This window comes from Pseudomonas cichorii (assembly GCF_015471405.1).
Classification (GTDB): Bacteria; Pseudomonadota; Gammaproteobacteria; order Pseudomonadales; family Pseudomonadaceae; genus Aquipseudomonas; species Aquipseudomonas serbiensis.
In genome coordinates this window covers 209,374-229,444 of sequence record NZ_BLVZ01000004.1, presented here as the reverse complement: position 1 = coordinate 229,444, position 20,071 = coordinate 209,374, and the positions used below count along the sequence as shown (strand labels likewise).

Annotated in this window: 19 protein-coding genes and 2 pseudogenes; 14 read left to right on the top strand and 7 right to left on the bottom strand. The window is 58.8% G+C overall.

Annotated features, from left to right (window positions below; translation table 11 throughout):
* Positions 1–68 precede the first annotated feature (68 nt).
* Positions 69–1,442: a multicopper oxidase family protein gene (locus JL015_RS07140; RefSeq protein ID WP_201017941.1), complete on the top strand. Its 1,374-nt coding sequence runs from the start codon at positions 69–71 to the stop codon at positions 1,440–1,442.
* Positions 1,442–1,930 (top strand): tRNA adenosine(34) deaminase TadA, encoded by a 489-nt coding sequence (tadA, locus tag JL015_RS07135; RefSeq protein WP_201017940.1) that lies wholly within the window; start codon positions 1,442–1,444, stop codon positions 1,928–1,930. Before JL015_RS07140 ends, tadA begins: the two co-directional genes overlap by 1 nt.
* Before the next feature lie 6 nt (positions 1,931–1,936).
* Here tadA and mltF read toward each other — a convergent pair whose 3' ends face one another.
* A complete protein-coding gene (gene mltF, locus JL015_RS07130) occupies positions 1,937–3,421 on the bottom strand; it encodes a membrane-bound lytic murein transglycosylase MltF (protein WP_201017939.1) in 1,485 nt (494 codons plus the stop codon).
* A 213-nt stretch (positions 3,422–3,634) separates the two neighbouring features.
* Between mltF and purL the strand changes: the two genes are divergently transcribed.
* Together purL and JL015_RS07120 are read left to right on the top strand one after the other, a co-directional pair.
* Entirely contained in the window at positions 3,635–7,531 is a 3,897-nt protein-coding gene (gene purL / locus JL015_RS07125) for a phosphoribosylformylglycinamidine synthase (RefSeq protein WP_201018092.1), read from the top strand.
* Between the two features lie 6 nt (positions 7,532–7,537).
* A complete protein-coding gene (locus JL015_RS07120; protein ID WP_201003716.1) occupies positions 7,538–7,849 on the top strand; it encodes a Nif3-like dinuclear metal center hexameric protein in 312 nt (103 codons plus the stop codon).
* 69 nt (positions 7,850–7,918) lie between these two features.
* On the opposite strand, the gene JL015_RS07115 is transcribed toward JL015_RS07120, so the two are convergent.
* A complete protein-coding gene (locus JL015_RS07115) occupies positions 7,919–8,482 on the bottom strand; it encodes a L,D-transpeptidase family protein (RefSeq protein ID WP_201003713.1) in 564 nt (187 codons plus the stop codon).
* 36 nt (positions 8,483–8,518) lie between these two features.
* Positions 8,519–9,070, bottom strand: a complete 552-nt coding sequence (locus JL015_RS07110; RefSeq protein WP_201003711.1) for an NUDIX hydrolase — start codon at positions 9,068–9,070, stop codon at positions 8,519–8,521.
* A 150-nt stretch (positions 9,071–9,220) separates the two neighbouring features.
* On the opposite strand from JL015_RS07110, the gene JL015_RS07105 reads away from it, so the two are divergent.
* From JL015_RS07105 to purT, 5 genes are all read left to right on the top strand, one after another.
* The gene (locus JL015_RS07105) at positions 9,221–9,817 is read left to right on the top strand and encodes a CoA pyrophosphatase (protein ID WP_201003709.1); all 597 of its coding nucleotides are present in this window, start codon (positions 9,221–9,223) and stop codon (positions 9,815–9,817) included.
* Positions 9,818–9,874: 57 nt separating this feature from the next.
* Complete coding sequence (locus JL015_RS07100; protein ID WP_201003707.1) at positions 9,875–10,399, top strand: gamma carbonic anhydrase family protein; 525 nt, start codon at positions 9,875–9,877, stop codon at positions 10,397–10,399.
* Positions 10,399–10,611, top strand: coding sequence for a DUF1289 domain-containing protein (locus JL015_RS07095; protein ID WP_201017938.1), 213 nt, complete (start codon positions 10,399–10,401; stop codon positions 10,609–10,611). The genes JL015_RS07100 and JL015_RS07095 overlap by 1 nt, the downstream gene beginning before the upstream one ends.
* 84 nt (positions 10,612–10,695) lie before the next feature.
* Positions 10,696–11,163, top strand: a complete 468-nt coding sequence (locus tag JL015_RS07090; RefSeq protein ID WP_025258878.1) for a VUT family protein — start codon at positions 10,696–10,698, stop codon at positions 11,161–11,163.
* Between the two features lie 102 nt (positions 11,164–11,265).
* Positions 11,266–12,447 (top strand): formate-dependent phosphoribosylglycinamide formyltransferase, encoded by a 1,182-nt coding sequence (purT, locus tag JL015_RS07085; protein ID WP_201017937.1) that lies wholly within the window; start codon positions 11,266–11,268, stop codon positions 12,445–12,447.
* A gap of 72 nt (positions 12,448–12,519) precedes the next feature.
* Here the strand turns inward: purT and JL015_RS07080 are convergent, their stop codons facing one another.
* From JL015_RS07080 to JL015_RS07070, 4 genes and pseudogenes are all read right to left on the bottom strand, one after another.
* Positions 12,520–13,830: an MFS transporter gene (locus tag JL015_RS07080; RefSeq protein WP_201017936.1), complete on the bottom strand. Its 1,311-nt coding sequence runs from the start codon at positions 13,828–13,830 to the stop codon at positions 12,520–12,522.
* Between the two features lie 342 nt (positions 13,831–14,172).
* Positions 14,173–14,907: pseudogene (locus JL015_RS28040) on the bottom strand (transporter associated domain-containing protein); the annotation flags it as partial.
* A 62-nt stretch (positions 14,908–14,969) separates the two neighbouring features.
* Positions 14,970–15,417: pseudogene (locus JL015_RS28035) on the bottom strand (DUF21 domain-containing protein); the annotation flags it as partial.
* Between the two features lie 12 nt (positions 15,418–15,429).
* Positions 15,430–16,242 (bottom strand): cytochrome C assembly family protein, encoded by an 813-nt coding sequence (locus JL015_RS07070; RefSeq protein WP_201017934.1) that lies wholly within the window; start codon positions 16,240–16,242, stop codon positions 15,430–15,432.
* A gap of 210 nt (positions 16,243–16,452) precedes the next feature.
* On the opposite strand from JL015_RS07070, the gene ffh reads away from it, so the two are divergent.
* From ffh to rplS, 5 genes are all read left to right on the top strand, one after another.
* Entirely contained in the window at positions 16,453–17,829 is a 1,377-nt protein-coding gene (gene ffh, locus JL015_RS07065) for a signal recognition particle protein (protein ID WP_201003693.1), read from the top strand.
* Between the two features lie 246 nt (positions 17,830–18,075).
* Complete coding sequence (rpsP, locus tag JL015_RS07060; RefSeq protein ID WP_025258884.1) at positions 18,076–18,333, top strand: 30S ribosomal protein S16; 258 nt, start codon at positions 18,076–18,078, stop codon at positions 18,331–18,333.
* Between the two features lie 5 nt (positions 18,334–18,338).
* Positions 18,339–18,878 (top strand): ribosome maturation factor RimM, encoded by a 540-nt coding sequence (rimM, locus tag JL015_RS07055; protein ID WP_201017933.1) that lies wholly within the window; start codon positions 18,339–18,341, stop codon positions 18,876–18,878.
* 5 nt (positions 18,879–18,883) lie between these two features.
* The gene (gene trmD / locus JL015_RS07050) at positions 18,884–19,636 is read left to right on the top strand and encodes a tRNA (guanosine(37)-N1)-methyltransferase TrmD (protein ID WP_201003689.1); all 753 of its coding nucleotides are present in this window, start codon (positions 18,884–18,886) and stop codon (positions 19,634–19,636) included.
* A gap of 44 nt (positions 19,637–19,680) precedes the next feature.
* A complete protein-coding gene (gene rplS / locus JL015_RS07045; RefSeq protein WP_025258887.1) occupies positions 19,681–20,031 on the top strand; it encodes a 50S ribosomal protein L19 in 351 nt (116 codons plus the stop codon).
* The last annotated feature ends 40 nt before the right edge of the window (positions 20,032–20,071 follow it).

The following is a 20,071-nucleotide window of genomic DNA, read 5'->3' as shown; positions in this document are numbered from 1 at the left end:
GTATCGTATTCGCCCCTCGCACCCACTCTCAGGTGCATCCCGCAGTCGTTCTTGAGGTTTTTTCCCCTATGTCCTTTACCCGTCGACAAATTCTCGGAGGTCTGGCCGGTCTTGCCGTGGTTGGTTTGGGCGCAGGTGGTGCTTCGCGTTACTGGCTGGGACGGCGTGGGCCGGGGGAAGGGCATGATTTCGAGCTGATTGCCGCGCCGCTGGATGTCGAGCTGGTCGCAGGGCACAAGACGCCAGCCTGGGCGTTCGGTGGTTCTGCGCCGGGCACCGAGTTGCGCGTACGTCAGGGCGAGTGGCTGCGCTTGCGCTTTATTAACCAGTTGCCTGTGGAAACCACTATTCACTGGCATGGCATCCGGTTGCCGCTGGAAATGGACGGCGTGCCTTATGTTTCGCAGTTGCCGGTCAAGCCGGGCGAATATTTCGATTACAAGTTCCGTGTGCCGGATGCAGGCAGTTACTGGTATCACCCGCATGTCAGCAGCAGCGAAGAGCTGGGCCGCGGTCTGGTGGGGCCGCTGATTATCGAAGAGCGCGAGCCCACGGGCTTCCTGCATGAGCGCACGGTCAGCCTGAAGAGCTGGCATGTGGACGAAGAGGGGGCTTTCACAGAGTTCAGTGTCTTGCGCGAAGCCGCCCGTGAAGGCACGGCGGGACGGCTTTCGACCTTGAACGGCATTCCCCAGGCGGTTATCGATCTGCCTGCCGGGCAGATTACTCGGGTTCGCCTGCTTAACCTCGACAACACGGTGACCTATCGTCTCAACCTGCCGGACGCTGAGGCGCAGATCTATGCGCTGGATGGCAACCCGGTGACGCCGCGTCCTTTCGGCGAGGATTACTGGCTAGGGCCGGGGATGCGCATCTGTCTGGCAATCAAGGCACCGCCTGCGGGCGAGGAAATCGCCTTGCGCAACGGGCCGGTACGGTTGGGGACTTTCCGTTCGGTCGCCAATAACGACGCGCCGGGCCAATGGCCGCCAGAGTTGCCTGCCAATCCGATTGCCGAGCCGGATCTGGAGAATGCCGAGAAGATCAACTTCAACTTCGAGTGGGTCGGCTCCATGTCGGTCAACACCGACAATGGCAAGCCGCCAAGCCTCTGGCAGATCAATGGCGAGGCCTGGGACATCACCGACAAGACCTGTGCAGACCGGCCTATTGCCAAGCTGGTGTTGGGCAAGAGTTACATCTTCGAGCTGAAGAACATGACTCAGTACCAGCACCCGATCCATCTGCATGGCATGAGTTTCAAGGTGATCGCGTCCAATCGGCGCAAAATCATTCCTTATTTCACCGATACCTTTCTGCTGGGCCGAAATGAGCGGGCGCGGGTGGCGTTGGTCGCGGATAATCCCGGCGTGTGGATGTTCCACTGCCATGTGATCGATCACATGGAAACCGGCCTTATGGCAGCGATAGAGGTTTCTTGATGCGGCAACCGCAAATCATTGATCGCAGTCGCGATCAGGACTTCATGCGCGAAGCGCTGGCGTTGGCCGCCGAGGGCGCGCTATTGGGCGAGGTGCCCGTTGGCGCGGTACTGGTGCTGGACGGCCAGATCATTGGTCGCGGCTACAACTGCCCGATCAGCGGCAGCGACCCTAGTGCCCATGCCGAGATGGTCGCCATTCGCGATGCGGCCAAAGCGGTCAGCAACTATCGCCTGCCCGGCAGCACGCTGTACGTGACGCTGGAGCCTTGCAGCATGTGCGCGGGCCTGATCGTTCATTCCCGTGTGGCCCGCGTTGTTTACGGTGCGCTGGAACCCAAGGCAGGTATTGTGCAAAGCCAGGGGCAGTTTTTCACTCAAGGGTTTCTCAACCATCGCGTGTTGTTCGAGGGCGGTGTCCTGGGGGAGGAGTGCGGGGCGATGTTGAGCGAGTTTTTCAGGATGCGTCGGGCGGCCAGCAAGGGTTAGCGCCGATCAGAGTGCGGGGTTCTGCTTCTGCTCATCCGGCTGTGTAGCCTGCGTGGGTTTGGTCTTGTCTACGGCGGGGACATGCAGATTGCCTTCGGCTACCTGATTGCCTTCGAGTTGTGGCTGTGTGACCCAGGTCAGAATGTCGTAGTAGCGGCGAATGTTGGCGACGAAATGCACTGGCTCGCCGCCTCGGGCATAGCCATAGCGGGTCTTGCTGTACCACTTCTTCTGAGAAAGACGAGGCAGCATCTTTTTGACGTCCAGCCACTTGTTGGGGTCCAGCCCCTCGTTTTCGGCCAGTTTGCGCGCATCTTCCAGATGACCGCCGCCAATGTTGTAGGACGCGAGCGCCAGCCATGTGCGATCCGGCTCTTGTATCTTCTCGTCCAGTTGATCCTTTACATAGGCGAAGTACTTGGCTCCGCCCTGAATGCTTTGTTTCGCGTCGAGCCGGTTGGTAACGCCCATGGCTTGTGCGGTGTTCTGAGTCAGCATCATCAGGCCGCGAACCCCGGTCTTGGAGGTCACAGTGGGTTGCCACAATGACTCCTGATAACCGATGGCCGCCAGCAGCCTCCAGTCGACCTGCTCTTTCTTGGCCGAGGCCTGGAAGTGTTTCTCGTATTTGGGCAGGCGTTCCTGCAGGTGCTGGGCGAAGGTATAGGCGCCGACATAGCCCAATACATCGACGTGACCGTAATAGCGGTCTTTCAGTCGTTGCAGGGTGCCGTTCTTTTCAACCTTGTCCAGGTAGGCGTTGATTTCGTTCAGCAGGCTGTTGTCTTCGCCCGGAGCCACGGCCCAGCGCTGTTCACGGGCTTCGCCGAGATCAAAGGCCACGCGCACGTTGGGGAAGTAGACCTGGTTCATGGCCAGCTCGTTGGAATCGACCAGGGTCAGGTCGATCTGGCCTTCATCGACCATGCGCAGCAGGTCGACCACTTCCACGGCGTCCGACTCTTCATATTCCAGGCCGGGGTTCTGTGCCTTGAGGGCGGCCAGTTGTTCAGCATGGCTGCTGCCCTTGAGGACCATGATGCGTTTGCCTGCCAGATCGCCTGCGTCGGTGGGACGTGACTGGCCGTTGCGGTAGACAACCTGCGGCGTGACCTCAAGATAAGGATGAGAGAAGCGGGCCTGCTGCTTGCGCTCCTGAGTATCGATCAGGCCGGCTGCCGCCAGTACCGGGCCGCCAGGCTTGTTGATCTGCTCGAAAATATCGTCGAGGTTGTCAGCCGTTTCGATCTTGAGTTCGACCCCCAGATCATCGGCAAAACGCTTGACCAGCTCGTATTCAAAGCCGGTTTCACCGTTGCGATCCTGGAAATAAGTGGCGGGGCTGTTACGGGTTACAACGCGCAGGACGCCATCCTCCTTGACTCGCTCCAGTGTGCTGGGTTTATCCACACAGGCGCTGAGCATCAGGAAGAGTCCGGTTGCGACGAGCCATTTGGCGCAACGAGGGCGGAAATCTGCTAGGGAGAACATCGGTGCAGTATACGCAAAGCACCGGTGCCGCCATATCTCGACAGCAAGGCTTGCGTCTGATAGGAGAGGGCTTTTTGGCAAAAAAGGAGGTGTTTTCTGCAAAGAAGCGACATTCGGGCGCATTCCTTGTCGCCGTTTTGGGTGCTCAAAGGGTCGGTTTAGGCTAGAATGCGTGGCCTCAAAGCACACCCCCTTCCCGAGGCTGTCCCGAAGATGTTGATCCTGCGCGGTGCTCCTGCCCTTTCTGCCTTCCGCCACAGCAAATTACTAGAACAACTGAAACAAAAAGTTTCAGCTGTCAGTGGCTTGTACGCTGAATTCGCTCACTTCGCTGAAGTCACTGGCGTTCTGTCCAGCGAAGAACAGCAGGTTCTCGATCGCCTCCTGAAATACGGCCCGAGTGTGCCGGTTCAAGAGCCGAACGGTCGTCTGTTCCTGGTGTTGCCACGTTTCGGCACTATTTCGCCCTGGTCGAGCAAGGCCAGCGATATTGCCCGTAACTGTGGTCTGACCAAAATCCAGCGTCTGGAACGCGGTATTGCCTTCTATGTAGAAGGCCAGTTCAGCGATGCCGAGGCTCAGGCCATCGCCGACAGCCTGCACGACCGCATGACCCAACTGGTTCTGGACAATCACGAGCAGGCCGCCAGCCTGTTCAGCCATGCCGAACCCAAGCCGCTGACTGCCGTGGATATCCTCGGTGGCGGTCGCGCTGCGCTGGAAAAAGCCAACGTCGAGCTGGGCCTGGCCCTGGCTGAAGACGAAATCGATTATCTGGTCACCAGCTTCAACGGTCTGGGGCGCAACCCTCACGACATCGAACTGATGATGTTCGCCCAGGCCAACTCCGAGCATTGCCGTCACAAGATCTTCAACGCCAGTTGGGATATCGACGGCGAAAGCCAGGAAAAAAGCCTGTTCGGCATGATCAAGAACACCTACCAGATGCACAGCGAAGGCGTTCTGTCTGCTTATAAGGACAACGCCTCGGTGATCGTCGGCAATGTTGCCGGTCGTTTCTTCCCGGACCCTGAAACCCGCCAGTACGGTGCGGTGCAGGAGCCTGTGCATATCCTGATGAAGGTCGAGACTCACAACCACCCGACCGCGATTGCTCCGTTCCCTGGTGCATCGACCGGTTCCGGCGGCGAGATTCGCGACGAAGGCGCAACCGGTCGTGGTGCCAAGCCAAAGGCCGGCCTGACCGGTTTCACCGTTTCCAACCTGCAGATCCCCGGTTTCGTGCAGCCATGGGAAGTGCCTTACGGCAAGCCCGAGCGCATCGTGACCGCGCTGGACATCATGATCGAAGGCCCGCTGGGTGGCGCGGCGTTCAACAATGAATTCGGTCGTCCGGCCCTGACCGGTTATTTCCGTACCTTCGAGCAGTCGATCAGCACGCCGCACGGCGATGAAGTTCGTGGTTACCACAAGCCGATCATGCTGGCTGGCGGTATGGGTAACATCCGCGAAGATCACGTCCAGAAGGGCGAGATCACTGTCGGCGCCAAGCTGATCGTGCTGGGTGGCCCGGCCATGCTGATCGGTCTGGGCGGTGGCGCTGCTTCCTCCATGGCGACCGGCACCAGTTCCGCCGATCTGGATTTCGCTTCCGTTCAGCGTGAAAACCCTGAAATGGAGCGTCGTTGCCAGGAAGTCATCGACCGTTGCTGGCAACTGGGTGACAAGAACCCGATCAGCTTCATCCATGACGTGGGTGCCGGTGGTCTGTCCAACGCCTTCCCTGAGCTGGTGAACGATGGCGGCCGTGGCGGTCGTTTCGAGCTGCGTAATGTCCCTAATGACGAGCCGGGCATGGCCCCGCTTGAAATCTGGAGCAACGAGTCCCAGGAACGTTACGTCCTGGCCGTTTCTGCCGAAGATTTCGAGCGTTTCAAGGCGATCTGTGAGCGCGAGCGTTGCCCGTTCGCAGTCGTTGGCGAAGCCACTGCCGAGCCTCAACTGACCGTTACCGACAGTCACTTCGGCAACAATCCTGTGGACATGCCGCTGGAAGTGCTGCTGGGCAAAGCCCCGCGCATGCACCGTTCGGTCGAGCGCGAAGCTGAACTGGGCGACGATTTCGATCCGAGCACGCTGAGCATCGACGAAAGCGTGGAGCGTGTTCTGCGTCACCCGGCAGTAGCCAGCAAGAACTTCCTGATCACCATCGGCGACCGCAGCATCACCGGTCTGGTGGCTCGCGATCAGATGGTCGGCCCATGGCAAGTGCCAGTGGCTGACTGCGCCGTGACGGCCACCAGCTTTGACGTCAACACCGGCGAAGCCATGGCAATGGGCGAGCGCACTCCGCTGGCATTGCTGGACGCCCCGGCTTCCGGTCGCATGGCCATTGGTGAAACCCTCACCAACATCGCCGCTTCGCGTATTGAAAAGCTGTCCGACATCAAACTGTCGGCCAACTGGATGTCGGCTGCTGGCCATCCGGGTGAAGACGCGCGTCTGTACGACACCGTCAAGGCTGTGGGCATGGAACTGTGCCCTGAGCTGGGCCTGACCATTCCGGTGGGCAAGGACTCCATGTCCATGAAAACCCGCTGGAGCGACGAGGGCGCCGAGAAGAGCGTGACCTCGCCGCTGTCGCTGATCGTGACCGGTTTTGCGCCTGTTACCGATATCCGCAAGACCCTGACTCCAGAGCTGCGCATGGACAAGGGCGAAACCGACCTGATCCTGATCGACCTGGGTCGTGGCCAGAACCGTATGGGCGCTTCGATTCTTGCCCAGGTTTACGGCAAGCTCGGCAGCTCTGCGCCGGACGTTGATGACGCTGAAGACCTCAAGGCTTTCTTCGCCGTTATCCAGGGCCTGAATGCTGATGGCCACCTGCTGGCTTACCACGACCGTTCCGATGGTGGCCTGCTGACCACCGTGCTGGAAATGGCGTTCGCCGGTCATTGCGGCTTGAACCTGTACCTCGACAGCCTGGCTGAAACCTCGGCCGAGCTGGCTGCGATCCTGTTCAACGAAGAGCTGGGTGCTGTCATCCAGGTTCGTCAGGATGCAACTCCACTGGTGCTGGCTCAGTTCAGCGCTGCCGGTCTGGAAGACTGCGTATCGGTCATCGGCAAGCCGGTGAACAACGACGAAGTGGTCATCAGCTTCGCGGGCGAGTCGGTATTCACCGGCCAGCGCCGTCTGCTGCAACGTCAGTGGTCCGAAACCAGCTACCAGATCCAGCGTCTGCGCGACAACGCCGAATGCGCCGATCAGGAATTCGATGCGCTGCTGGAAGAAGATAACCCTGGCCTGACCGTCAAGCTGGGCTTCGACGTCAACGATGACATCGCTGCGCCGTACATCAAGAAAGGCGTTCGTCCTCAGGTTGCGGTTCTGCGTGAGCAGGGTGTCAACGGTCAGGTCGAGATGGCGGCTGCGTTCGATCGCGCCGGCTTCAATGCCATCGACGTACACATGAGCGACATCCTGGCCGGTCGTGTCGACCTGAACGACTTCAAAGGCATGGTTGCGTGCGGCGGCTTCTCTTACGGCGACGTACTGGGTGCCGGTGAAGGCTGGGCCAAATCGGCCTTGTTCAACAGCCGTGCCCGCGATGCGTTCCAGGGCTTCTTCGAGCGTACCGACAGCTTCACCCTCGGTGTGTGCAACGGTTGCCAGATGCTGTCCAACCTGCATGAGCTGATTCCGGGCAGCGAGTTCTGGCCGCACTTCGTGCGTAACCGTTCCGAGCAGTTCGAGGCCCGTGTTGCCATGGTCCAGATCCAGGAATCGCCATCGATCTTCCTGCAGGGCATGGCCGGTTCGCGTATGCCGATCGCCATCGCTCACGGCGAAGGTCATGCCGAGTTCGCCCATGACGACGCCCTGCTCGAAGCCGATATTTCCGGCACCGTTGCGCTGCGTTATGTGGACAACCACGGCAAGGTCACCGAAACCTACCCGGCCAACCCGAACGGCTCGCCGCGCGGTATTGGCGGCATGACCACCCGCGACGGTCGCGTCACCATCATGATGCCGCACCCTGAGCGTGTATTCCGTGCCGTGCAGAACTCCTGGCGTCCTGAAGAGTGGAACGAAGACGGCGCCTGGATGCGCATGTTCCGCAACGCTCGCGTCTGGGTTAACTAAACCCCGATGTACAAGCTTGCCTTCTTCGTGCCTGCAAGCCATGTAGAGCAGGTCAAGAACGCCGTATTCGCCGCTGGTGCAGGGCGAATCGGCGCTTACGATCACTGTTCATGGCAAGTGCTCGGCCAGGGTCAGTTCCGCCCGCTGGATGGCAGTCAGCCATTTATCGGTCAGGGTGGAGTGGTCGAGACGGTCGAGGAATGGAAAGTCGAGATGGTCGTGGCCGATGAGTCTATTCATCAGGCAGTGATGGCTCTCAAGCAGAGCCATCCGTACGAAACGCCAGCTTATGAAGTGTGGCGGCTGGAAGCGTTCTAGAGTTACATCGTGTTTTTCGCGTATGAATTCGCTCCCACTGTAGGAGCGAATTCATTCGCGAACATGCGATTACGGCCGAATCTCGATCATCGTGCCGTCCTTCACCAGATCCCAGACCTCACGCATATCGTTGTTCTTCAGCGCGATGCAGCCATTGGTCCAGTCCAGGGTATGGAAATACCACTCCGGATATTCTTCGTCCACGGGCGTGCCGTGCAGCATGATCATGCTGCCAGGCTTGACGCCTTCACGGCGTGCGCGTGCTGAATCTGAGATGTTCGGGTAGGAAATGTGTATCGACAGGTTGTAGTTGTTGCTGGGCTTGCGCCAGTCAAGCCAGTAGAAACCTTCCGGTGTGCGCTGGTCGCCTTCCTGCAACTTTGTGCCCTTGGGGTTTCTGCCCAAGGAAATGCGGTAAGTCTTGAGCGCTTCGCCGCCGCTGATCAGTTGCAACTGGCGTGCGGATTTCAGCACCAGCACCTTGTCGATTTTCTTGTCAGCCAGGCTTTGGGTGTTGATGACCTTGTGGTCGATGATTTTCTGTTCGCTGCCCTTGGGCACGATGGTCTGGGTAAAGGCCGCCTGCGACAGCGGAACGAAAGACATGCAGAAGAGAGCGAACAGCCAACGCATTGCGGTATCCCTGAAAGCACCTGAGTGCCGGATTGATTAGGTGTCCTGTATCGGGCGCGAGGCTGGCAGGGCGCTGGTATGCACTGGGTAAACCTGCTGGCGTCTGTCCGCGAAGAAGTATTCTAGGGTACGCCTGACTGTCATGAAAGCCAGGTCATGCCATGGAATATCGGCTTCGTCGAATAATTGCACCTCAAGGCTTTCGACCCCGGCGGCGAATTCTGGAGTGGCGAGTTCGGCGCGGTAGAACACATGCACCTGATTGATATGCGGTACGTCGATCAGCGCATACAGATGCAAGTCAGTCAGCGTGGCGCAGGCTTCCTCGATGGTTTCGCGGCGCGCCGCCTGTTCGATGGTTTCACCGTTCTCCATGAAACCGGCCGGCAAGGTCCAGAAACCCAGGCGCGGCTCGATGGCGCGGCGGCACAGCAAGACTTTTTTGCCCTGCGTAACCAGGCAGCCCGCCACAATATTCGGGTTCTGATAATGAATGGTATGGCAATGCTCGCATACATGGCGCAGGCGGCTATCGCCCTCTGGAATGCGCAGGATGACTGGGTTACCGCACTGGCTGCAGAATTTCATGGTTTCGTTCGATCCGTTAAAGCAGACGCTATCCTGGCTTGCTGCAGGGCGGACCTGCAAGTTTCGCGATTGTATGACCGTCCTGCAAGGGGTTGGGCAGTTCGCCGCTTTGGTGCATGATGCCAAGAGTGCAACAGATCGAGATTTCCCATGCTGGATGAGCTACTTCTCCGTGTAAGCAGTCACACGCCAGATATTCTTGAGTCGGACCGACGGTTTCCCGAGGCGGCGGTATTGCTGCCGGTCACGCGCAGTGATGAACCCGAATTGATCCTGACCTTGCGCGCCAGCGGGCTTTCCACCCACGGCGGGGAAGTGGCTTTTCCGGGTGGACGACGCGATCCGGATGATCCCGATCTGATATTCACGGCCCTGCGCGAGGCCGAAGAGGAAATCGGCCTGCCGCCCGGCCTCGTCGAGATCGTCGGCCCTCTGAGCCCGCTGATTTCCAAGCATGGCATCAAGGTCACGCCTTATGTCGGCGTGATTCCCGACTTTGTCGAATACCGCCCCAATGATGCTGAAATCGCTGCGGTCTTCAGCGTGCCGCTGGAATTCTTCCGCCAGGACGCTCGCGAACATACCCACCGGATCGATTATGACGGTCGCAGTTGGTACGTGCCGAGCTATCGTTATGGCGGATACAAGATCTGGGGGCTGACGGCGATCATGATCGTCGAACTGGTCAATGTGCTGTATGACACGAAGATCAGCCTGCATCATCCGCCCGAGCGGTCCACCACCTGAGTGATCATTTATAACGAACCGCGCCTGTGAGTGCGGTCATCAGCCTGAGGAAAAACCATGAAATATCGCCTGGGAGACTCCCGTGTCCAGACCGATCCACAAAGCTGGGTCGCGCCCAATGCGGTCCTGATCGGCAAGGTCAAGCTGGAGGCCGGGGCGAGTGTCTGGTTCAATGCCGTGCTGCGGGGCGATAACGAACTGATCCATATCGGCGAAAACAGCAACGTGCAGGATGGCACGGTGATGCATACCGATATGGGCTCGCCGCTGAACATCGGCAAAGGCGTCACCATTGGTCATAACGTCATGCTGCACGGTTGCAGCGTCGACGATTACAGCCTCATCGGCATCAACTCCGTGATTCTCAACGGCGCAAAGATCGGCAAATACTGCATCATTGGCGCCAACTCGCTGATCGGCGAAGGCAAGGTCATCCCCGATGGTTCCCTTGTGATGGGCTCGCCGGGCAAGGTGGTGCGTGAACTCACCGATGTCCAGAAGAAGATGCTCGAAGCCAGCGCCGCGCATTACGTTCACAACGCCCAGCGTTACGCCCGCGACCTGGCCGTGCAGGAAGACTGATGAGCACTGAACCGATTACAGAAAAACCCGTCCGCTCGCCCTGCGTGAGCATCTGTGCGCTGGACGAAGACGATATCTGCACCGGCTGTCAGCGAACGGTCGCCGAGATCACCGGCTGGAGCCGCATGAGCAATGACGAGCGGCGGGCGGTGCTGGGGTTGTGCCATGAGCGGGCCAAGGCGAGCGGGGTGGTCTGGTCTGTTTCTCGGTAATGAATGTGTCGGTTCTGTTGCCGACAAGCCGCCTCCCTCATTCTGCTACCATTGCCACCCGTTTTTCCCAAGACATCTTTTTCCATGCTTTTCCTGATCGCCTACATCAGCAGTGTCGTGCTGATCAACTTCGCTTTTTCCACCGCCCCGCATCTGGATATCATCTGGTCGGCCTGGGGCGGGCTGGTGTTTGTCCTGCGCGATATGGTGCAGACCCGTTTCGGCCATGGCGCGATCCTCGCCATGCTGGTGGCGCTGCTGCTGTCTTACGTCACCAGCGAGCCTGCCATTGCTCTGGCCAGCGCCACGGCTTTTGCGGTTTCCGAATGCATCGACTGGCTGGTGTTCAGCATTACCAGGCGCCCGTTGCATGACCGGCTGTGGATCAGCTCTGCGCTGAGCATCCCGCTGGACACCTTTATCTTTTTCGGCCTGATCGATGCCTTGACGGCGCCGGTGATACTGACAGCTCTTGGCTCCAAATTCGCGGGCGTGACGGCCGTCTGGCTAATCATGGCCTGGCGTATCCGCAAGAACGCTTGTCCGGGTTGAGCCCCTATTTGCAGGGCTTCGTGGTAAATTGCGCGCCTTTCTCCTTAGCGGTCGCTCGCATACGGCGGGCTGCCATCGATATCTGCTTCACGAGGACCTGAGATGACTCAAATCGGAACTCCACTGTCGCCTACCGCGACTCGCGTATTGTTTTGCGGCAGTGGCGAGCTGGGCAAGGAAGTAGTGATCGAGCTGCAACGCCTGGGCGTCGAAGTGATCGCCGTTGACCGTTATGCCGATGCGCCTGCCATGCAGGTCGCCCATCGCAGCCATGTGATCAACATGCTCGACGGTGCTGCTCTGCGTGCGGTGGTCGAGGCCGAGAAGCCGCATTTCATCGTTCCGGAAATCGAAGCCATCGCGACCGCTACCCTGGTCGAGCTTGAGTCCGAAGGTTTCACCGTCATTCCAACAGCCCGTGCTGCGCAACTGACCATGAACCGTGAAGGCATTCGTCGTCTGGCTGCCGAAGAACTCAAGCTGCCGACGTCGCCGTACCACTTTGCCGATACCTTCGAGGACTACAGCAAAGCGGTCCTGGACCTGGGCTTCCCTTGCGTGGTCAAGCCGGTCATGAGTTCGTCGGGCAAGGGCCAAAGCCTGCTCAAGAGCGCCGATGATATCCAGAAGGCCTGGGATTACGCGCAGGAAGGCGGTCGTGCAGGCAAGGGCCGTGTGATCGTCGAAGGCTTTATCGATTTCGATTACGAAATCACTCTGCTGACTGTGCGTCATGTCGGCGGTACTACTTTCTGTGCGCCGGTTGGTCATCGTCAGGAGAAAGGCGACTATCAGGAATCCTGGCAGCCACAGGCCATGAGCCCGGTTGCGCTGGCTGAGTCCGAGCGCGTTGCCAAGGCGGTGACCGAGGCGTTGGGCGGTCGCGGCATCTTTGGTGTCGAGTTGTTCATCAAGGGCGATCAGGTGTGGTTCAGCGAAGTGTCGCCGCGTCCGCATGACACCGGTCTGGTGACCCTGATTTCTCAGGACCTGTCCCAGTTTGCCCTGCATGCCCGTGCCATTCTGGGCCTGCCTGTACCGTTGATCCGCCAGTTCGGGCCATCGGCTTCGGCGGTGATTCTGGTCGAGGGTCAATCCACACAAACCGCTTTCGCTAACCTGGGTGCAGCACTGGCCGAGCCGGATACTGCATTGCGTCTGTTCGGCAAGCCAGAAGTCAACGGTCAGCGCCGCATGGGCGTAGCCCTGGCGCGTGACGAGTCCATCGAAGCCGCTCGCGCCAAGGCGACCCGTGCTTCGGCGGCGGTCAACGTCATTTTGTAAGTAGCCCCGCGTAGGAGCGAATTCATTCGCGAAGCCATTTTTCGCGAATGAATTCGCTCCTACCGGCGATCTTCAGAGTTCTCTGTCTCTCGTCTCTTTCAGGCACAGCACAGCCAGCAGGCTGATCAGCGCTGCTGCCGACACATACCCGCCAACCCAGCTCAAGCCGCCCATTGCCACCAGCTTCTGTGCAAAGAACGGGGCGACGGATGCGCCGACGATTCCGCCCAGGTTGTAGGCTGCCGATGCGCCGGTGTAACGCACCTGTGTCGGGAACAGTTCCGGCAACAGTGCGCCCATGGGGGCGAAGGTCACGCCCATCAGGAACAGCTCGATACACAGGAACAGCGCAACACCCCAGGTCGTGCCGTGGGTGAGCAGCGGCTCCATGAGAAAGCCCGAGAGAATCGCCAGTACACCGCCGACAATCAGCACCGGCTTGCGCCCAAAGCGGTCGCTTGCCCAGGCCGACAAAGGTGTGGCCGCGGCCATGAACAGCACCGCGAAGCACAGCAGGCCCAGGAAGGTTTCCCGGCTATAGCCCAGTGTGGAAACCCCGTAGCTCAGGGAAAAGACCGTCGAGATATAGAACAGCGCGTAGCACACGACCATTGAGGCGGCACCCAGCAGCATCGGTTTCCAGTGCTGGCTGAAGGTTTCCACGATCGGCATCTTGACCCGCTCATGGCGTGCAATGGCTTTGGCGAAGACCGGTGTCTCTTCCAGTTTCAGACGCACATACAGCCCGACCATGACCAGAGCGGCGCTGAGCAGAAATGGAATCCTCCAGCCCCACGAGCGAAATTGCTCGTCGCTGAGTGTCAGCGCCAGTGCCAGAAACAGGCCGTTGGCTGCCAGAAAACCAATGGATGGCCCCAGTTGCGGGAACATGCCGAACCAGGCTCGTTTGCCCTTGGGGGCATTTTCCGTTGCCAGTAGCGCAGCGCCTCCCCATTCACCGCCAAGCCCCAGCCCCTGGCCGAAACGCAGCAGGCAGAGAATGATCGGTGCCCAGGCTCCGATGGTTGCATAGCCGGGCAGCACGCCAATCAGGGTGGTGCAGAAACCCATCAGCAGCAATGAAGCCACCAGCGTTGATTTGCGTCCGATACGGTCACCGAAATGGCCGAACAGTGCCGACCCTAGCGGCCGTGCGAGAAAGGCGATGCCGAAGGTCAGAAATGACGACAGCATCTGGGCGGTGCCGGAGGTCTGTGGAAAGAAAACCGGGCCGATCACCAGTGCCGCAGCCGTGGCGTAGACGTAAAAGTCGTAGAACTCGATGGCGGTGCCAATGAAGCTGGCGGTTGCAACGCGGGTTGGCGAGTTGGTGGGTGGTGTTTGGGTGTCGTCGTTTTCGCTGAGAGTAGCGGTGCTGGTCATGCGGATATCCCTGACAGTCATCTTGCCTGCGACGTGGGCCACGTAGCGGCAAATGTTCATTCTTGTGATTGTGGGCGCAGCACTGATCAGATTGGCCCGGTTGGGCTGGAGGGTAATGACAGCGCTCGTGGATGGGAGCGTGCCATAAAAGGTGCGAGTCGTTCAGGCTGAATGACTGGCCGTCTGCGCTGGGTGCGGGTAGCACGCGCTACGGCTGGCTGGGTAAGCGAAGGGATTATAGGAAGGGCTGTGCTCGCGAAACAAGTAGTAACATCGGGCTGTCTGAAAACTGCTGTGCTCGGTCAGGCTGTGTTTTCACGCAGCCTGAGCATTACGCTTTTCTCAGGTAAAAACCAGGCTTGGAGCGTTCTGCCACATCAGCACCCGCTTCACGCGATTATCCTCGGTTTCCAGGATTTCCAGCCGGTACGGGCCGATTTTCAGGCAGACCGGACCTTCGGGAATGGTTTCCAGCGCTTCGGTCACCAGGCCGTTAAGGGTCTTGGGGCCATCGGAAGGCAGGTGCCAGCCGAGGCTCTTGTTCAGTTCGCGAATCGACGCAGCGCCTTCCACTTCAAGGCGTCCGTCCGTCTGGCGCGTGACATGGGGATTGTTGAGGCTTTGTTCGTTCTCGAACTCGCCGACGATCTCTTCGAGGATGTCTTCCAGGCTGACAATGCCCAGCACTTCGCCATATTCGTCCACCACCACACCCAGCCGACGCTGCTGCTTGTGGAAGTTGAGCAGTTGCAACTGCAATGGCGTGCTTTCGGGCACAAAGTAAGGTTCGTAGCAGACAGCCAGCAATTGCTCCTTGGTCAGTTCGCCCTTGGGCAGCAGATGGCTGATCTGACGGGTATTGAGAACCCCCTGAACCTGATTGATATCGTTGTGATAGACCGGCAGGCGGGTGTGTCGCGAAATGATCAGGCGTTCGATGATCTGCTCGATGGGGTCGTCGAGGTTGACGCCGTCCACTTCGTTGCGCGGTATCAGAATGTCATTGACCGTGATGCTGTCCAGGGCATGAATGCCGGAGATGACATTGGCGCGTGGGTGATATTCCTGAACGCCATCGTGGCTGTGTTTCTGCGATTCGTCGTCCAGGTCTTTATCCTGGCTCGGCACTTTATGTACGCCGAAAAGGCGCAGCAGGTATTTTGCAATCGCGCTGAAGACGCAGGTCAGCGGCCAGACGATCTTCATCGGGATATGCAGCGTCCCGTTACCGAGCAACAGAGTGGCGACGGGGTAGCGGGCTGCGAGGCGGCGCGGGATGAATTCGGCAAATACCAGCATGGCGCCAGCGGTGATGAGCCAGGCAACGGTTGGGCCGTTATCGAACCAGCCATTGACTGCAATCAGCGTGGCGATGACGGTGATCAGGGTCTTGATCAGCGTATTGCTCAGAATCAGGCTGTTGAGCTCGAAGGCCAGTTCCGGAAAGGTCGCCGCCTCACTGGAGCGGCTGCCGGCGCGCAACGTCTTGAGCAGGTGATGAGCCGTCTCGACAGCGGTCAGCAGACCGGACCAGAGCATCAGCAGGGTCAGCACACCCAGAAGTGGGCCGAGGGGCAGATTATCCATGATCGACGCCCGTCAGATATGCAGAATGAATTCGCGTACCAGCTTGCTGCCGAAATAGGCCAGCATCAGCAGGCAGAAGCCGCCCAGGGTCCAGCGAATAGCTTTATGCCCACGCCAGCCGAGGCGGTTGCGACCCCACAGCAAGACGCTGAAAACCACCCAGGCCAGACAGGCGAGCAGGGTCTTGTGTACCAGATGCTGGGCAAACAGGTTCTCGACGAACAGCCAGCCGGAGATCAGCGACAGCGACAGCAGTGTCCAGCCGGCCCACAGGAAACCGAACAGCAGGCTTTCCATGGTTTGCAGGGGCGGGAAGTTCTTGATCAGGCCCGAAGGGTGCTTGTGCTTGAGCTGATGATCCTGCACCAGCAGCAGCAACGCCTGGAACACTGCGATGGTGAACATGCCGTAAGCCAGGATGGAAAGCAGGATATGGCTGAGAATGCCCGGCTCTTCAATGATCGGCTGCACCGTGCCGCTGGGGGCGTACTGGGCGAGCAGGGCAGTTATCATGCCCAGCGGGAACAGCAGAACCAGCAGGTTTTCCACGGGTATTCGCGTGGTGGCGATCAGGGTCAGAGCGATGACCGACACGGCGATCAGGCTGGCGGAGTTGAAAAAGTCCAGTCCCAGGCCTGCCGGGTGCATCAGTTGGGAATAAAGGCCGATGGCATGGGCAATGACGGCCAGGGTGCCGAGCAGTACAAGCAGCCGCTTGTCGGGTTTGGTGGTCTGATTCAGGCGTACGCCCTGATAGACGGTCGCAGCGGCATAGAGGCTGGCGGCGGCGAGGCTTGAAAGCAGACTGGGTGTTAGAGGGAACATAGATCCTGAAGGACGAGCCCGAAAGACGCTGAGTTTGGCATAGAACCGACATTTCACGAAAGACTACATAAGCAGTCAGCGTGGTGTCAGTTCCGCGGAGTCTTCGCTATAATCCGCGACCTGCTCAAGCCGCAGGCTCGCCGAGCGCCATTATTATTGCGGGCCGGGCCGCACCAACCGGGGTTCGACCAGAGCCTGAAAGGATCGCGCATGTTTGAAAACCTTACCGACCGCCTCTCGCAGACGCTGCGCCACGTAACTGGCAAGGCCAAGCTGACCGAGGACAACATCAAAGATACCTTGCGCGAAGTGCGCATGGCTTTGCTTGAAGCCGATGTCGCCCTGCCGGTGGTCAAGGACTTCGTCAATAGCGTCAAGGAACGCGCCGTAGGCACCGAGGTGTCGCGCAGCCTGACGCCAGGCCAGGCATTCGTGAAGATCGTTCAGGCCGAACTCGAAAGCCTGATGGGCGCCGCCAACGAAGATCTGGTGCTCAACGTCACGCCGCCGGCTGTCGTGCTCATGGCGGGTTTGCAGGGTGCGGGTAAAACCACCACCGCCGGCAAACTTGCGCGCTTCCTCAAGGAGCGCAAGAAGAAAACCGTCATGGTCGTGTCGGTTGACGTTTACCGTCCGGCGGCCATCAAGCAGCTGGAAACCCTGGCCAACGATATCGGCGTGACGTTCTTCGCTTCCGATATCAGCCAGAAGCCTGTGGATATCGCCCAGGCTGCCATCCGCGAAGCGAAGCTCAAGTTCATCGACGTCGTGATCGTCGATACCGCCGGTCGCCTGCACGTCGATGCAGAGATGATGGGCGAGATCCAGGCATTGCATGCCGTGGTGAAACCGGCAGAAACCCTGTTCGTGGTCGATGCCATGACCGGTCAGGATGCTGCCAACACCGCCAAGGCCTTCGGCGATGCGCTGCCATTGACCGGTGTGGTTCTCACCAAGGTCGATGGTGATGCGCGTGGCGGTGCCGCACTGTCGGTGCGGGCGATTACCGGCAAGCCGATCAAGTTCATCGGTATGGGCGAGAAGAGCGAAGCTCTGGAACCGTTCCACCCGGATCGTATCGCGTCGCGAATTCTCGGCATGGGCGACGTACTCAGCCTGATCGAACAGGCCGAGCAGACGCTCGATAAAGAGAAAGCCGACAAGCTGGCCAAGAAGCTCAAGAAGGGCAAGGGCTTCGATCTCGAAGACTTCCGCGACCAGTTGCAACAGATGAAGAACATGGGCGGCCTTGGCGGCCTCATGGACAAGCTGCCGAGTATCGGTGGCATGAACCTCTCGCAGATGGGCAATGCCCAGGGTGCTGCCGAGAAGCAGTTCAAGCAGATGGAAGCCATCATCAACTCGATGACGCCGGCCGAGCGCCGCGACCCTGATCTGATCAGCGGTTCGCGCAAGCGCCGTATCGCCATCGGTTCGGGAACCCAGGTTCAGGACATCGGGCGTCTGATCAAGCAGCATAAACAGATGCAGAAGATGATGAAGAAATTCTCCGCCAAGGGCGGTATGGCAAAAATGATGCGCGGCATGGGTGGAATGTTCCCTGGCGGCGGCATGCCAAAAATGTGATTGTGTCGCGCGCAAGAAACTTTGCGCGCATTCATTCTGGAGGCTTGGCCTCCAGCAATCCCGCGTTCTGCGGGACTCAACCGCTGTCTTACGACAGTTTCATTGCAAATCTGGATGGCATGCCGACAGGCGCCGGAAAAAGACATTTGCAAAAGTCGGGATATTCCTTAGAATATGCGGCCTTTCGGGCACCCATGCCCGCTGTGCATCTTAGATTTGCAGCACCGACTACAGGAACGATGTTCAATGCTAACCATCCGTCTTGCCCTTGGCGGCTCCAAAAAGCGCCCGTTTTACCACCTGACCGTAACCGACAGCCGCAACGCTCGTGACGGTTCCCACAAAGAACAAATCGGTTTCTTCAACCCGATTGCTCGTGGTCAGGAAGTTCGTCTGTCCGTCAACGAAGAACGCCTGAACTACTGGCTGGGCGTTGGTGCTCAGACTTCCGAGCGCGTTGCTCAGTTGATCAAAGAGCACAACAAGGCTAAGGCTGCGGCCTGAAACCTATGAACGCGACGCCTGCATCTGCCGACGATCTGATCGTCATAGGCAAGATTTTCTCGGTTCATGGCGTTCGCGGCGAAGTGAAGGTTTATTCCTTTACGGATCCGATTGATAACCTGCTGGACTACACGACCTGGACGCTGCGGCGCGAAGGGAAAGTGGAAAAACAGGTAGAGCTGGTCAGCGGACGCTTGCAAGGCAAGTTCCTGGTCGCAAGGCTCAAGGGTCTCGATGATCGCGACGAAGCGCGTCTTCTGTCCGGTTGCGAAATCTGCGTGCCGCGTAACCTGTTCCCTGATCTGGACGATGGCGAGTACTACTGGTACCAGCTTGAAGGCCTGAAGGTCATCGACACGCTTGGGCAATTGCTCGGCAAGATCGATCACCTGCTTGAAACCGGCTCGAACGATGTAATGGTGGTCAAGCCCTGCGCGGGCAGTCTGGATGATCGCGAGCGCCTGTTGCCCTACACGGAGCAATGTGTGCTGGCAATCGACCTGGATGCCGGCGAGATGAAGGTGGATTGGGATGCGGACTTCTGAATGCCATGGCTAGCATGCGCATAGAAGTCATCAGTTTGTTCCCTGAGATGTTTTCCGCCATCAGCGAATACGGCATTACCAGCCGTGCGGTGAAACAGGGGCTCTTGCAGCTCACTTGTTGGAATCCGCGGGACTACACCACTGATCGTCATCACACTGTGGATGATCGCCCATTTGGCGGTGGTCCGGGCATGGTGATGAAGATCAAGCCCCTTGAGGATGCTCTGGTTCAGGCCAGGCAGGCAGCGGGGGATGCGGCGAAGGTGATTTACCTGTCGCCACAAGGCCGCAAGCTGGATCAGTCTGCGGTACGCGAACTGGCGCAGGAGGAAGCGATTATCCTCATCGCCGGTCGTTATGAAGGCATTGACGAGCGTTTTATTGATGCTCATGTCGATGAAGAGTGGTCGATTGGTGACTATGTACTGTCTGGTGGCGAGCTACCGGCAATGGTGCTGATCGACGCGGTTACGCGACTGCTGCCTGGAGCTTTAGGGCATGTGGACTCCGCGGAGGAAGATTCCTTCACGGACGGTCTGCTGGATTGCCCGCATTACACCCGACCTGAGGTGTATGCGGATCAGCGTGTTCCCGACGTGTTGCTAAGTGGCAATCACGCGCATATCCGGCGTTGGCGTTTACAGCAGTCCCTTGGGCGGACCTATGAACGACGCGCCGATCTTCTGGAAAGCCGCTCGCTTTCTGGAGAAGAGAAGAAGCTGCTGGCGGAATACATCCGCGAGCGGGACGATAGTTAACGTATCGATGGTCGATCCAGACGGATTACCTTAGGAGCACCAGCATGACTAACAAAATCATTCTTGCCCTCGAAGCAGAGCAGATGACCAAAGAGATCCCTACCTTTGCCCCGGGCGACACTATCGTCGTTCAGGTGAAAGTGAAGGAAGGCGACCGCGCACGTCTGCAAGCGTTTGAAGGCGTTGTAATTGCCAAGCGTAACCGTGGCGTGAACAGTGCTTTCACTGTTCGTAAAATCTCCAACGGTGTTGGCGTTGAGCGTACTTTCCAGACCTACAGCCCGCAAATCGACAGCCTGGCTGTGAAACGTCGCGGCGACGTTCGCAAGGCCAAACTGTACTACCTGCGTGACCTGTCCGGTAAAGCAGCTCGCATCAAAGAAAAACTGTCCTGATACAGTCTTTCGATGCATAAAAAAAGCAGCCTTCGGGCTG